We start from the raw sequence: 14554 nt of genomic DNA on the forward strand, positions 1-14554 counted from the left end.
GCTGGTATTTCCCGTTAACGGCTAACCTTACTGATGTTGACAGCTCCCCTCACCACCGGCCGCTCCGGTAATACGCCGGCCACTATTGTGCTGGCCGGCGCCACCGGCGACCTTGGTTACCGCATTGCGCAGGCTCTGCTCACGCGCGGGGCCACGGTGCGTGCCCTGGTACGCCCCGGCAACACCAAGCCTGCGGTAACGGCCCTGCGGGACCTGGGTGCCGAAATTATTGAAGTCGATTTCAACAGCGTGGCGGCCCTCACGAAGGCCTGCGCGGGGGCTACCTGCGTGGTGTCGGCGCTGTCGGGCCTGCGCGACGTGATTGTGGACACCCAAAAGCGCCTGCTCGATGCCGCTGTAGCAGCCGAAGTACCCCGCTTTATTCCCTCCGACTACAGCATCGACTACACCCGGCTACCCAGTGGCAGCAACCGCAACCTCGACCTGCGCCGCGAGTTCAACCAGCGGCTCGACCAGGCTCCCATCCAGGCCACCTCCATCCTCAACGGCATGTTTACCGACCTGCTCACGGGGCAGGCACCGGTGGTGCTCTTTGGGCTGAAACGCGTGCTGTACTACGGCAGCGCCGACCAACCCCTCGACTTCACCACCACCGCCAACACGGCCGAGTACACCGCTGCCGTTGCCCTCGACCCCACCACGCCCCGCTACCTGCGCGTGGCCGGCGAAGTAGCCACCGTGCGCGGCCTGCAAAAAGCAGCCAGCGAAGCCACCGGCGAGCCGTTCGGGCTGTTGCGCGTAGGGGGGCTGTGGGTGCTGGGCACGCTTATTAAAGTAACCAAAACCCTGATGCCGGCCAGCGACGACGTCTTTCCGCCCTGGCAGGGCATGCAGTACCTGCACAACATGTTCACGGGCCTGCCCAAGCTTACCTCGCTCGACAACGGGCGCTACCCCGAAATCCGGTGGACGCCGGTGCACGAAGTGCTGGCCACACGTCGTTTGGAGCATACTGCTTAGTGTAGCGTTGGTGCCTGGGTACGAAGGCTGGGTGGCACCCTGCTTTGGGCAACTGCCAGCGAAGCTTTTGGCGCGTTCATTCTTTTGCCAGCAGGCTAGGTGGGCCCTACATATCCGTATTCGGCGGTACTGCGTGCTCGCTACCGGCAACACTGTTTAGCAGCGGTACGCCGGTTACGCCCAAAATCAGTGTGGTTGCCGGGGCGCGTGGGGCGTATTGGCCAACAACGACCGCATAAGTTCGTTTGCACGCGTACGCAATCTTGATTTGAAGCCAATCTGGCACGCGGCCCGGCGGTGTACTGCTTAGGCAGCTACGGCCGGCTCCAAGAATAGAAAGAATTTGCCAAATTCGATTTTATCCGTTGCTGCAGAGCAAACGTTTGCCGCAAAATAATTGATTTTTTTGCGGCAAATCTGTTGAAATGTAGATGCTTATTGTAACCGGGTTCGCTACTTTTACGCAAGTTGATGGCCGGTTTACCTACTTCACCAGCACATCGCATTCTTGAATATTTTCTTATTTCACCACCACATTTTTCTGATTCCCACCATGAAAAAACTAATTACTCTGGCTGCCCTCTCCACATTGGCGGTCAACGCGCAGGCGCAGGCTCCCATCGCCATTGATGGTCAAATTACTCCGGCTGAAATTGTAGCCGGCGGTTACACACTGGTAGGCACCTACACCGGGCCCCGGGGCTTCTCGCCTTCGGCCACCAACCAAGCGGGTCTTCTGGCGCTTTACGCGGCTGCCGATGCAAACAACATCTACTTTTTCTTGGCGGGCACGCTGCAAAACGATGCCACCCCGGCTACTATCTCCAACTCTTTTCAAATCCTGATTGGTCGGCCGGGCGTAGCGGGCGTGCCCGTAGGCGTGCAACTGCCAAAGCCTGTTGCAGCTACTGCACCGGCTGTGAACACGTCCTTCCAGAACTTCGCCCCCTACTTGGAATTGCCCGGTGATATTGGCATCGGGATAAAGGGCAATGGCGTAGCCGCGCAATACCAAGTAGATGGTGTTGTGTACACCGGGGGTACTACCCCAGCTGCTAGCGCCACTGTGCTCAGCGGTGCAACCGGCGTGGCTGCAACCGGGGCCGTAGCTGCCGTAACAGCACAAACGGGCGCATTCGTCGTATTCAATGGCACCCAGGTAGCTTACCGTACCTCAACCAGCCTCAACACTAACCCAGGCTTTGCCTCTAATGGCCAGGTACCTCCTGCTAACGGGCTAGAGGTAGCAATCAGCCGGGCTTCTGCCAACATCCCTGCCGCTGGCGGCGCACTGCGGGTATTTGCTTTGCAAAACAACGCGGATGGAGGTTTCGTGTCGACCGATTTTATCCCACAAAGCGGGTCGAATACGACCAACTTAGGCACTAATCCCGATTTCCGCACCATCGCAGGCACGCAGGCCGCTACCGTAAATATTGGCGCAGGCACGGGCGTGACCGTACTCGGTACCAAAGCTGCCGATGCCAACGCTTTGGCCCTGCAGGTGTACCCCAACCCCGCTACCAGCATTGCCACTCTCGATTATAACGTTGGCAGCCGCGCCGATAACGTGAACATCATGCTCACCGACCTGATGGGCCGCAATATCAAGTCGCTCGTTGACGGTCTGCAGCCGGCTGGCAAGCAGTCGACTTCAGTAAGCACCGCCAACGTTGCTGCCGGTACTTACTTAGTGCGCGTGCAGGTAGGCGATAAAATTTCGACCCGTAAGGTGGTACTGTTGTAGTATCGCTGACGCTGAATAAAAAAGCCCCGACGCTTAGCGTCGGGGCTTTTTTATTTAATTTTGCTTTGTAAACCAACGCTCTAAACGAATGCGCAGGCTATTTCTGGTGCTTCTCCTTGTGCAAACGGTGTTGGGCTCGGCTCAGCAGCTGCGCACTACTTACAAAACGAGTGCAGGAATTATTAAAACTGCTTCCGGGAGCGCCGCGGTATTTAACAATTACAAAGGCTTGGGCTTGAACTTTCAGCTCAACTTTGGGAAGGCTGCAGCAACCGCCACCGAGAGCCCCACGCTATTTGATGTAAACGCCTTACCGGTGCAGGTAATAGTCGTGCGGGCCGCATCGCATCAGAAAGCTACGGCACAAGCCACGCTTACGGCCTATATCTCATCCGAAATTGCGTATACCAGTCAGGCCATATCGGCCCCACCGAAACCACTGGTTTCTGCCGTCCAACTTAAGTCCGGCCAGCTCGGCAAGCTGTGGAGCTACGCACTCCCTGCCGGCATGAGCGATGAAGTGGAGCAGCAGGTGTTCTTAAATTTTGTGCACGGCGACTTTATCATCGGTCTTGGCTCTGCGCAATTCAAAGGGAAAAGCCTGAAAACCGTGCAAACGCTCCTGCTGACGATGGCTCGTGCCATGCAGTTTTCACCCACTACGATTACGGCTTCGGCGAAGCGGTAATTGATTTAGCCTCAGCTGCCCGCCGACCCGAGCCAGCTTCGGGGAGCTATGCCGCCCGCGCAGTTTGCGCCATGCGGCCAAAGCACCCAGCAAAACAATCCGGCCTGCCGGGTGGTCTTAATACATGTCGCTACATGAAACAGCGGCGTACCTACCACTTGCTAATCTTTCTGTTTATGAACATTGGAATCATTGGCGCCGGCCACATCGGCAGCGCCCTGGCCGTGCGGCTTACCAGCCTCGGCCATTCTGTTAAAATTGCCAACTCCCGCGGCCCCGAAACGCTAACCGACGTGGCCCAGAAAACCGGCGCTACTCCCGTCACGGCCGCGGAAGCTGCCCGCCACGGTGAACTAATTGTGGTAACCATTCCGCTGAAAAATATCCCCGACCTGCCCAAGGACTTGTTCGAGGGCGTGCCCGCCGATGTGCCCGTCATCGACACGAGCAACTACTACCCCCTGCTGCGCGATGGCCATATGACTGAGCTGGAAACCGGCGACCTCACCGAGAGCGGATGGGTGCAGCAGCACCTGGAGCGGCCCGTGGTGAAGGTGTTCAACAACATCTACGCCGACCACCTCCAAAACAAGGGCGTACCCGCCGGCACGCCCGGCCGCATCGCGCTGCCCGTAGCCGGCGACGATGCCGCCGCTAAGCAAAAGGTAATGGCCTTGGTCGACGAGTTGGGCTTCGACGCCGTAGACGCTGGCAGCCTGTACGAGTCGTGGCGGCAGCAACCGGGTACCCCCTCGTACGGCGCCGATTTGCCTGCCGCCGAGCTTCAGCAGCACTTGGCCAGTCTGGGCACCCAGCGCACGCCCGAGCAGCACGCCGAGTTCCTAGCCAACCAAAACGCGGCCGAAAAACAAATGGAAGCGCAAGGCATCAAGCTGAAGTAACTCCCTCCTAACCGCAAGCCGGTTGCTTAGTAGCTAGCTGGTTGCTTAGTAACTGAAATAAAAGAGCCCCGGCAATTGCCGGGGCTCTTTTGTTGGGGCGTTTTCGATAAAAGGCCTGGTCAAAAGACTAGGCGGCTTCGAGCGATGTTGGGCAAAATCCGCTGCTTAGAGCCGTTTCGGAGTCAGTGGATGTAGGGGCGGGGCTTGTCCCCGCCCATCGTTGACCGATTCCGTTCAACGATGGGCGGGGACAAGCCCCGCCCCTACATCGTTCCGCCTGTACACTGACCACGAAACCGCTGCTTAGTAGAAACGGTAGCGGTAGTAGCGGGTTTCGTCGTTGGTACCGTCGGTTCGGGTTATGGTTTCGCGTTCCAGCAGGCCGTCTTGGCGGTAGAAATAGGCCGTGAGGCTGCCGCCGCGGCCTTCTTCCTGGGTGAGGGAACTGCTGCTGAGCCTGCCCGCGGCATCGCGCTGGTACGCGGTACGGGCCCCGTAGCCGGTGGCTACCAGCAGCTGGCCTTTGCCGCTGTAAAGAAGCTTGACTTGGGGCTTGAGGGTGCCCGGCCTGAGCCCGGCCACGTAGTAGGTGAGGGCATGAAACCCGTATTTGGAGCTGCCCAGCACGTAGCGCAAGGCCTCGGGGTGTTTCTCCACATAGGTCTCGATTTCCTTTTCGAAAGTCACCTGCCCCGATTCCATCAGGCGGTTTTTCTGCAGGCGGTAGTAGGTGAACCTGGGCTCCTGGGGCCGGCCGTTCGAGAAGGTCAGGTTGTCGATGCGCTGCGTGTTCTTGCCTGACCCAATGGCAAACTGCCGCTCCAGCTCCGTGACGGTGCCCTTGGCATCGCGCGTTTCGGTGTAGGTAGTGTCGTGGCTGGTCCAGGTGTGGATGCGGGTGATGGGGTCCCACAAGCCGGATTCGGTGTTCCAGCGGGTGCGGCCGGCGGGTTCGGTGCCCTCGGCCACAAAGCGGGTGTGCTCGGTGGGCAGCCAGGCCAGGCCGGTGCGGCCAGTATCTTGGCGCGCGCCAATGGCGTGGTACGAGGTGCCCGTCACGGCCTGGCCTTTGGCGTTGTATTCCCAATCGGTGCGGACAGAGAGCACGCGGTCGTGGGCCCGTTCCTGCTGCACTATCCGGCCGTTGCGGTCGAAAAGCTGGTATTCGTTGAGGTGGCGGGCAGTGGTGATGCGGCCCTCGCTGAACGCCTCATTTTCCACAAACATTTCCTTGACGCGGTGCTTGCGAAACACTTCCTCGCGCCGCATGCCATACACCATGTCGTTGTCAACGATGTCTTCCCAAGCCGGGCCGGGCACCCCGGCCCCCATGAGCACCCCGGTTAGCAGCAGGGTAAATCGGGTGGCTTTCATGGCGGGGCGGCGGGAGTGGGGCAGGGGCTCCGGCAAAGATACCGGCCGGCCGGCCCAGCCAGTAGCCTGCGCCGTTGCGCCAGGGTTCAGCCCTCGGTTTGCCCCGTACCTTGTGGCATGAACCTGACCCTGCCTTATTCGCTATCGGCCGTTGCGGCCCCTTTTTTCGGTTCGCTGCTGGTGTTGCTGGCACTGGCCCAGCCCGCAGCAGCGCAGAGTAGTTCGGACGAAGAAAAGGTGTACACCTACGTGGAGCAGATGCCCCAGCTGCCTGGTAGTGGCGGCAACCAGGCCATCGTGGCCGCCATTCAGGAGCGGCTGGTGTACCCCGAGCAGGCCCGCCGCGACAACGTGACCGGCCGCGTGTTTGTCTCGTTCACGGTGACGGAAGAGGGCAGTGTGAAAAGCGTTAAAATCGTCAAAGGCCTGGGCTCCGGCCTCGACGAAGCCACCGTGGCGGCCGTGAGCCAGCTGCCGCGCTTCATCCCCGGCAAGCAAAACGGCCGCACCGTGTCCGTGAGCTTTACCGTCCCCGTCACGTTCCCGCCCGCCTCGGGTGCCACCGCCCCTGCCACCCTCGACGGCGCCCGCGTGTACACTTACGTGGAGCAGATGCCCACCCTGGCCGCGCCCAACGAGAAAGCCACCGTGCTGGCTGCCGTAATGAAAACCCTGGTGCTGCCGGCCGAAGTGCGCGACGGCAAGTCGAAAGGGCCGGTGCAAGTCACCTTCGTGGTGGATGCCAAAGGCGACGTGCGCGACCCCAAAATGGTGCGGGGCCTTTGCCCCGCCTGCGATGAGGCCGTGCTGGCGGCCGTGCGTAAACTGCCGCGTTTCGTGCCCGGCCGGCAGGGCGGCCAGCCCGTGGCCGTGAATATGGCGCTGCCCCTCGAACTCATCTCGCCCAACCACGTGTACCCCGCCGACCCGCGGGGCCTGCACGCCACCTTTCCCGCGCCGGGCCTGTACGACTACATCAAGCGCAACCTGCGGGTGCCGGCCGTGGTAGCCACCGAAAAGCTGCAGGGCCGCATTCGCGTAGAATTCGTTGTGCGACCCACCGGGAAAGCGGAGGCCGCCGAAGCGAAAACCCACCTCTGCACCAGCTGCGACGCCGAAGCGGTGCGCCTCGTTAACTCCTTCCCTGCCTGGCAGCCCGCCCGCGACAAGGCCGACCAGCCCGTGGCCACCCGGCAGTACGTCGACATTCCCATGCCGCTGCCCGACCCCAACAAGCCTTTCCTGGACGCCGACAAAGTGTACTCCTACGCCGAGATAATGCCCACGCTGCTGGACGGCGGCACGGCCTTCGGGCCCGTCATTCAGCAGGCCGTGCGCTACCCCGAAGCGGTGAAGCGCGAAAACATCAACGGCATTGTGTACGCCGAGTACATCGTCGACGCCGACGGGCTGGTGCGCAAGCCGCGCATCACGCGGGGCCTCTGCACCAGCTGCGACCAGGCCGTGCTCGATGCCATTGCGCAGATTTGTCCCTGCACGCCGGCCCATCAGAACGGCCGGCCTGTGCCCATGCAAATGCGCGTCGAAGTGCCCTTTACCCCCAGCTCGGTTTCGGCCGCGCCGGTTCCCGTCAAGAAGCCCGCCAGCAGCCCCGCCAAGAAGAAATAGGCGCTGGTAGTGCCGGCTTGGCACCAGCCCCCGGCCCACGCAAAAGGTGCCAAGCGAAACGGGTGCTTCTTCTGGCCCGTTATAACGCCCATTACCATGCTTCTATGTGGTAGGGGAGGTAGCAGCGCAGCCCGCCATCTGCACTAACTTGGCCGTCCTCTCAAGCCCGCACTGGGTAGTTGATTTAACTACTAACTCCGGTTTCTTTTGCTTCATATGCTTCGAAATTTACTTTTCTGGCTGGCTTTGCCAGCAATGGTAGCCTGTACCCGCCTGGCCGCGCCTGGCACTGATGGCACTTCTACTACCACCTATTTCCCGGCGGCTGGCAAATCCTGGCAGCGCCAGGTTCCGGCTACTGCCGGCTTCGATGAGGCCCGCCTGGCCGAGGCCGTGGCCTTCGCCCAAACCCAGGAAACCACCCAGATGACGCCCAACTTCTCCACTCAGGAGGAGATTTTCGGCAAGCTGCTCGGGCCCATGCCCACCAGCCGCGCCGCCACCAACGGCCTGGTGCTCCGGCACGGCTACATCGTAGCCGAGTGGGGCGACACCGAGCGGGCCGACCCCACCTACAGCGTGGCCAAAAGCGTGCTGTCAACCCTGCTGGGCATCACCCTCGACCGTGGCCTCATCAAGGACATTCACGACCCCGTGGCCCAGTACGTGCACGACGGCGGCTACGATTCTCCGCACAACCGCCTCATTACCTGGGAGCACCACGCCCGCCAAACCAGCGAGTGGGAAGGCGAGCTGTGGGGCAAAAACGCTGATTTTATCGGTTCCGAAGCCTTTGGCAAGGGCGAGCGCAAGCCCCGCGAGCTGCAGGCACCGGGTACGTACTTCGAATACAACGACGTGCGCATCAACCGCTTCGCCCTCTCGCTGCTGCGCCTGTGGCAAAAGCCGTTGCCCGCCGTATTCAAGCAGGAGGTCATGGACCCCATCGGTGCATCTAGCTCCTGGCAGTGGGTGCCTTACCCCAACGGCGTGGCCACGGTGAACGGCCAGGCCCTGCCCTCGGTGAGCGGCGGCACGCGCTGGGGCGGTGGGCTGCGCATCAGCGCCCGCGACGAGGCCCGCTTTGGCTACCTCATGCTGCGCCAAGGCCGGTGGGGCTCCCGCCAGGTGGTGTCGTCCGACTGGGTGCGGCAGGCCACCACGCGCGGCTCCGTCGGCCCCGACTACGGCTACCTCTGGTGGCTCAATACTGAAAAGAAAGCATGGCCCGATGCCCCGGCCACCAGCTACGCCGCCCTGGGCGCGGGCTCCAACACCATCTGGGTCGACCCGGAGCACGACCTAGTCATCGTGTGGCGTTGGCACAACGGCAGCCCCAACGAGCTCATAAAACGCGTGCTAGCCGCCCTTAAGTAGTAGGGCAGAAGCCAGCCTATTGAATACAGAAGTCAGCCCAAAGACAAGAGAACGCCATGTTGAGCGCAGCCGAAGCATCTCTACCGCAGCAGTAAATAGAATTACTCTCGAAGTAGAGATGCTTCGGCTGCGCTCAGCATGACGTTCTGTTTTTGAAGGCGGTTAATTCTGCACATTTACTTACCCCGTAACCACATGTATCCCATGCCTCCCGCCAATTTTACGCTGCTGCTGCACGGGGGCTCGGGCCGCCTGCACCCAGCCGGCACCCCATTTCCGCAGGAAGCCGAATACAACCGCACGCTGGCGGCCGCCGCGCAGGCCGGCTTCGCGGTGTTGGCCGGGGGCGGCAACAGCCTGACGGCAATAGAAACCAGCCTGCGCCTGCTGGAAGACTCGCCCCTTTTCAATGCCGGGCGGGGCTCGGTGTTTTCGCACGCCGGGCTGAACGAGATGGACGCGGCCCTAATGGACGGCGCCACGCTGCGGGCTGGCGCGGTGGCGGGCGTGCGCACCGTGCGCAACCCCATTTCGGCGGCCCGGGCCGTGCTGGAACGCTCAGGCCACGTGCTGCTCACGGGTGCCGGCGCCGACCAGTTTGCTGCCGAAATGGGCCTGGAAACGGTCCCGCCAGAGTGGTTCCGGACGGAAGAGCGTTGGCAGCAGTTTCTGGCCCTGCAAGCCGCCGCCAACGCCACTGCCCCAACTACCAAATACGGCACCGTGGGTGCCGTGGCCCTCGATCAGGCCGGGCACCTGGCGGCCGGCACGTCCACCGGCGGCATGCTGAACAAGCAATACGGCCGGGTGGGCGACTCGCCGATAATCGGGGCCGGCACCTACGCCAACCACGTGTGCGCCGTGTCGGGCACCGGGCACGGCGAGTTTTTCATTCGCCACACGGTGGCCCACGACATTGCCGCCCTGATGGAGTACCGGGGCCTGAGCGTGGAGGCCGCCGCGCACTTGGTCATCCACGAGAAAGTGGCCCCGGCCGGCGGCAAGGGCGGCGTCATCGCCCTCGACGGGCGCGGCCACGTGGCCATGCCCTACAGTACCGAAGGCCTGTTCTGGGCCTACGTGAGCGCCGACGGCCGAAGCGACACCAACGTGTGCAACATGATTGTGGAGTAGCGGGGTGAGGCGGTGAGGATTCTATGGCCGTGGGGGCGCTTGGCAATGGGATTAGCTTCACACGTGCTGAATGTGGACAGGTGCTAGGGCAGGGGCCCGCCACCAGCGCCCCTCTCGGCTCCGGCTCCTACGATAGCTGCCGCGCAAAATGAGACCTCCAAGATTCTGAGTCCCGCAACAGACTGAATCTCGATTACATATTGAGATATGCCCTGACAGGATGATTGCATAATAACCTATCTCAACTATATTTAATACGGTTAACGCGCTGATAAGCTAACTGCACTATGCGCCTGCTCGCATCCATCCTCACGCTTGTTGCCTTGCTGCTATGTAGCTGCAAGAAAGAGCAGCCCACGCCGCCCCCCACATATCTACGTCTGGTCATTGACGGCCAACCCATAGTATGCGACCGGAACATGAGAGGCTTGCCCAGTAACGGGCAATCCTTCAGCTTTTACGGTGGTTGGGCAGATGGGTCGGTCGACGTTAAACTGCTCAATCTGCAGGAACAGACCGGAGTTCAGCTTCTCAATTCAGCTAATTGGATAACCATCTACTACGACGATATTTATTCGTCCTGGGGTGGTTTTACGGTTGGTTCCGATACCGGTCGCGTTACCATTAACACCATCAACGAGCGGTTTGTCCAAGGCACCTTCACCGGAAGCGTACGCAATATGTTCGGCCAACCCCGTTTAATTACGAATGGCGAATTTGCTTTTAAGCGAGGGCAATAGCTAGGCGTTGCGTCTTCTGGCCCTGCCCTGCGTGCCAGCTGCGGAAGAAGCAGAAGCCTCAATTGTAAGGGCACGAGTTGCCAGCTTACAAACAAAGGGCATAATGGGTAACCTGTTTTTTGTTTACTTTGAAATACAAAGCTCTTTCATTATCTTCGGGTCTTTCCCCTCATGTCTCTTTCCTTGCAGCCATAAGCCCCTATGCAAGTGAGTAGCAATTAGTGTTTTTTAGTTTTCTTGATTCCGAAAGCCCATGAGCCTTTCAACTACGCTTGACCGCCTGCACGCCCAGGCCAAACACAACCGCTGGATGCGATATTTCGCGGTGTTCAACCGGGTGGCCCTGGCGGCGGGGTTCCTCCCATCGGGAGCTATGAAGATTATGGGGGAACGGTTCACAGTCTTGTCCAACAACCATCCGATGGGCAACTACTTGGAAGCCCTGTTTCACACCGGCTATTACTACACCTGCATCGGCATATTCCAGGTAACGGCGGCCATGCTATTGCTGATACCATCCACCGCCGTGCTGGGAGCGGTGCTGTACTTCCCCATCATTTTAAACATCTGCATTTTATCGTTATCGGTGCGCTTCGAAGGCTCGCTGCTTACCTCGCCGTTGATGGTGGTCGCAAATGTGTTTCTGCTGTGTTGGTACTACGACCGGCTGAAGTTTGTTCTGCCATTCAACGTGCCCGCCGCTATCGCGCTGTCCCCGCAAACCAGCATCAGCAACAAATTTCCCAAAGCATTTTTTGCCGGAGCCGCCGCCACGATTGGTCTAGTGGTGCTGGCGGTAACCACCGGCTACGACATAACGCCCCGCAACACATTAGCTGATTGCCAGGTCCAGTTTAAAGGTGGCAACCGGACCACCGCCGGCTACAAATTTTGCGATTGTATTCATAAAAAAGGCCAGCCGCTTAACCAAGCCCTGAAAGCGTATAACCAGGCTCCCGATGACGGGCGCTGAAATGGCCGCCACTGGCGGGAACTTGAAGCGCTTCGGCTTTCCCTCCGTCCCACCCACACCAGTTACTGAAGAAACGGGGTTTCTCCTGGGCTGGCGCTTGCTCGATAAAGGGGTTTTGCCAAGTGCCCGGGCCGTTTCGAGCGCTGCCTGAGGGAAGCTGGAGCTTCTGCTAGTAGCGTCAGTAGCAGATGAAACGCTCTTAACCCATTTACATCCGCCCCGCGTGCCAGCTGTCGAGAGAAACGGGCGCTTCTCTTTCGCTGGCACTTGCTCGCTAAAGGGCCTTGCCAGTGCCTGGGCCGTTTTGAGTGCTCCCACCCGCAACGCTGCCGCCTGGAAATTGGACGCCTCTCTTTTAGCCCTATGGCCATGCTGCCATTTGTTTTACCTTCGGCGGCCTGAGCCGGAAGAGCTCCACCATCAGGCACGAAAGCAGTTTACCAATCATTCCCTTATGAAAAACAGAAAAAGCCTGCTCATGAAGTCGGCTATCGTTCTTCTCGTGCTAGTTGTCGGTTTGTGGATTGTTTTCAAAGTAAATAACACCGAAGTCCACAACATGGACGAAGCGGCCCGAAAAGGGGTGCCCGGCAAGTTTGTTGCCCTCACCGATGGTGTCACGCATTACGACGAAGCCGGTCTTGCGGCCGCGAAGACGATTGTGCTCATTCACGGCTCCAGTGTGCCATATTACATCTGGGACAATACCTATAGCAGCCTCGTGCAGCAAGGATTTCGGGTAATAAAATACGACGAGTTCGGCCGGGGATTTTCGGATAGGCCGGATGTCGCCTATACCCCGGAGTTGTACCGCCGGCAGCTATTCGACTTGATTAAGAGCCTGCATGTAAACGCGCCAGTGGCCCTGGCTGGCGTTTCATTCGGCGGGGCGGTTGTAACCGATTTTGCGGTGCATCACCCGGATTTGGTCGACAAGGTAATTTTAGTAGACCCAGTTTATAATTTCAAATCTCCGGGCGTTACGGAATCTATTGATAATTACTTGTTGACGTTGCTGCTTGAAAAACAAGCGGCCGGGCAAGCCGATGATTTTAAATATCCAAATCGGTTTCCCGGTTGGGTAGAGAAATACCGACCGCAAACCACCTACAAAGGGTTCCGGCACGCGCTTATTTCAACCAAGTATAACTACCCCGCTGCTGTTATTAAAAGCAACTACCGCAAACTCAATGCGCAGCAGAAAGACGTGCTATTGATTTGGGGAAAGGATGATAAAGTGGTGCCATTTTCCTTCAGTGATTCGTTGCGGGCCATTTTAAACGTCCAGTTCTTGCCTATTGACGATGCCGCTCATCTCCCCACAATGGAGCAACCTACGATTGTTAACCAACGCATTGTTTCATTTCTGAAAGAACAACCCGGCGTTGCGACTGCCAAGTAGCTTGAAGGTGCCGTTAGTATCATGAGCAAGGAAGTGACTTTCTTCTCGCCTCTGCCCGCCACCTCCGCTCGGTGTCCCCGCCGCTGAAAGAAACGGGAGCTTCTGCGTAACTTAGACCTATGAAAATTGCCCTCGAATTAGAGTTTCCCGATGAGCAAGCGGCCGCATTTATGCAACGGCTGCAAAGCTTGCCGGGGCTTACTGCCCGCTTCCTACGCCTACGGCCTGAAGTGCAGGCAAGCGCTGTCGTAGCTGAAGCATCCGGCGAACTCACCGAAGCCGAGCAAAAAGCGTTGCTGTATAAGGTGTTTGGCAGTTGGAAATCAGATGTGAGTGGGGATGAGATGGTGCGCCAGATTTACGCTGACCGCCGCGACGAGCCGCGCGAAGTGAATCTATGAGCCGATTTCTACTTGACACGAACATCTGTATTCACTTCATCAATGGGCAGTTCGACCTAGCAGCCAAAATTGATAAAGAGGGGCTGCCTAACTGCTTTCTCAGCAGCATCACCATCGCGGAACTGCTCTACGGCATTGCCAATAGTGCTCCAACGCGCCAGCCCAGAAACCGGCAGAATCGGGCCGAGCTACAACAACTATTCAGCGGGCGTATCCTGACCTTCGAAAGTGCCCTGGAAACCTATGCCGTACAGAAAGCGCACCTGAAGACGATAGGCCGGCTGCAAGGAGATTTTGACATGCTTATTGGGAGCACTGCACTCACGCACGACCTCACGCTTGTCACGCGCAACACCCGTCATTTTGCCGAAATGCAAGGCATTATGCTGGAGGATTGGGTGACCGAATACCTGGCAGGACAAACAAGCCTAAGCAAGTAGCCGCCCGCCACCGCCCCACACCCCGCGGGTGCCGCTGAGCGAACCCACCGCTCCGGAGCAGCTTCCGCTCACGCCCCACCCCCGCCCGCTGCGCCCGCCGCTGAAGAAACTGAAGCTTCATGTGTAGCGGCAAGCAGGCGGCAGGAACTATGCGGAATTTTCGTAGTTTTGAATAGTATGAAAATCACGCTGGAAATCCCTGATAACAAAGCGGCCTTCATGATGGAGCTGCTGCAAAGCCTGCCGTTTGTGAAAGCCACACCGGCCCGCGTTAAATCCAAGCCGCAGGACGAAACGGAGTATCTGTTGAGCAGCCCTGCCAACGCAAAAGCCCTGAAGGATGCCATTGAGCGCCTGGAGAGCGGCAAGGGCGTGCAGCACGACCTCATCGACGCATGAGGCTTATTTGGGATGAAGCGGCTTGGGAACAGTATGTCTACTGGCAGGAAACTGACCGTGCCATTCTCCGCAAAATCAACACGCTGCTGAAGGAGTGCCAGCGCACACCATTTGTTGGCACCGGCAAGCCCGAAGCCCTGAAAGGCGACCTGCGCGGCTACTGGTCGCGGCGCATCAACCATGAACACCGCTTAGTCTACAAAGCCACCGACGACGGATTGCGCATTGCCGCCTGCCGTTTCCACTACGGCGATAAATAAACTCCCCGGCACGCCCGCCCCGCCTGACGCCCCCACACGCCCCGCCGGTCCCGCCTGAGCGAAACCACCGCTTCGAAGTAGCTTCCGCTCACGCTCCACCCCCGCCC

At 59.3% G+C, this 14554-nt stretch carries 15 protein-coding genes; 14 read left to right on the top strand and 1 reads right to left on the bottom strand.

The window, feature by feature from the left end; genetic code table 11:
• Positions 1-33: 33 nt before the first annotated feature.
• The 4 genes from ABD837_RS08315 (at position 34) to ABD837_RS08330 (ending at position 4318) form a co-directional block, all read left to right on the top strand.
• A complete protein-coding gene (locus tag ABD837_RS08315; protein ID WP_345052789.1) occupies positions 34-981 on the top strand; it encodes an NmrA family NAD(P)-binding protein in 948 nt (315 codons plus the stop codon).
• A 553-nt stretch (positions 982-1534) separates the two neighbouring features.
• Positions 1535-2728: a T9SS type A sorting domain-containing protein gene (locus ABD837_RS08320; protein WP_345052791.1), complete on the top strand. Its 1194-nt coding sequence runs from the start codon at positions 1535-1537 to the stop codon at positions 2726-2728.
• A gap of 130 nt (positions 2729-2858) precedes the next feature.
• The gene (locus ABD837_RS08325) at positions 2859-3416 is read left to right on the top strand and encodes a hypothetical protein (RefSeq protein ID WP_345052794.1); all 558 of its coding nucleotides are present in this window, start codon (positions 2859-2861) and stop codon (positions 3414-3416) included.
• A gap of 176 nt (positions 3417-3592) precedes the next feature.
• Positions 3593-4318 (top strand): NADPH-dependent F420 reductase, encoded by a 726-nt coding sequence (locus ABD837_RS08330; protein WP_345052796.1) that lies wholly within the window; start codon positions 3593-3595, stop codon positions 4316-4318.
• Between the two features lie 303 nt (positions 4319-4621).
• On the opposite strand, the gene ABD837_RS08335 is transcribed toward ABD837_RS08330, so the two are convergent.
• Positions 4622-5692: a hypothetical protein gene (locus tag ABD837_RS08335; protein WP_345052798.1), complete on the bottom strand. Its 1071-nt coding sequence runs from the start codon at positions 5690-5692 to the stop codon at positions 4622-4624.
• 117 nt (positions 5693-5809) lie between these two features.
• On the opposite strand from ABD837_RS08335, the gene ABD837_RS08340 reads away from it, so the two are divergent.
• The 10 genes from ABD837_RS08340 to ABD837_RS08385 all read left to right on the top strand — a co-directional run bounded on the left by ABD837_RS08340 (position 5810) and on the right by ABD837_RS08385 (position 14447).
• Entirely contained in the window at positions 5810-7321 is a 1512-nt protein-coding gene (locus ABD837_RS08340; RefSeq protein ID WP_345052800.1) for a TonB family protein, read from the top strand.
• 216 nt (positions 7322-7537) lie between these two features.
• A complete protein-coding gene (locus ABD837_RS08345) occupies positions 7538-8698 on the top strand; it encodes a serine hydrolase domain-containing protein (protein ID WP_345052803.1) in 1161 nt (386 codons plus the stop codon).
• Positions 8699-8902: 204 nt separating this feature from the next.
• Positions 8903-9832, top strand: coding sequence for an isoaspartyl peptidase/L-asparaginase family protein (locus ABD837_RS08350; protein WP_345052805.1), 930 nt, complete (start codon positions 8903-8905; stop codon positions 9830-9832).
• Positions 9833-10119: 287 nt separating this feature from the next.
• Positions 10120-10572: a hypothetical protein gene (locus ABD837_RS08355; RefSeq protein WP_345052807.1), complete on the top strand. Its 453-nt coding sequence runs from the start codon at positions 10120-10122 to the stop codon at positions 10570-10572.
• A gap of 253 nt (positions 10573-10825) precedes the next feature.
• The gene (locus ABD837_RS08360) at positions 10826-11545 is read left to right on the top strand and encodes a DoxX family protein (RefSeq protein ID WP_345052810.1); all 720 of its coding nucleotides are present in this window, start codon (positions 10826-10828) and stop codon (positions 11543-11545) included.
• Positions 11546-11999: 454 nt separating this feature from the next.
• Complete coding sequence (locus ABD837_RS08365; RefSeq protein ID WP_345052812.1) at positions 12000-12947, top strand: alpha/beta fold hydrolase; 948 nt, start codon at positions 12000-12002, stop codon at positions 12945-12947.
• A 119-nt stretch (positions 12948-13066) separates the two neighbouring features.
• Entirely contained in the window at positions 13067-13348 is a 282-nt protein-coding gene (locus ABD837_RS08370) for a hypothetical protein (protein ID WP_345052814.1), read from the top strand.
• Positions 13345-13788: a PIN domain-containing protein gene (locus ABD837_RS08375; protein ID WP_345052817.1), complete on the top strand. Its 444-nt coding sequence runs from the start codon at positions 13345-13347 to the stop codon at positions 13786-13788. The genes ABD837_RS08370 and ABD837_RS08375 overlap by 4 nt, the downstream gene beginning before the upstream one ends.
• Before the next feature lie 177 nt (positions 13789-13965).
• Positions 13966-14187, top strand: a complete 222-nt coding sequence (locus ABD837_RS08380; protein WP_345052819.1) for a type II toxin-antitoxin system Phd/YefM family antitoxin — start codon at positions 13966-13968, stop codon at positions 14185-14187.
• A complete protein-coding gene (locus ABD837_RS08385) occupies positions 14184-14447 on the top strand; it encodes a Txe/YoeB family addiction module toxin (RefSeq protein WP_345052822.1) in 264 nt (87 codons plus the stop codon). Before ABD837_RS08380 ends, ABD837_RS08385 begins: the two co-directional genes overlap by 4 nt.
• Positions 14448-14554 lie beyond the last annotated feature (107 nt).

It is taken from the genome of Hymenobacter glaciei, assembly GCF_039539585.1.
GTDB classification, from domain to species: Bacteria; Bacteroidota; Bacteroidia; order Cytophagales; family Hymenobacteraceae; genus Hymenobacter; species Hymenobacter glaciei.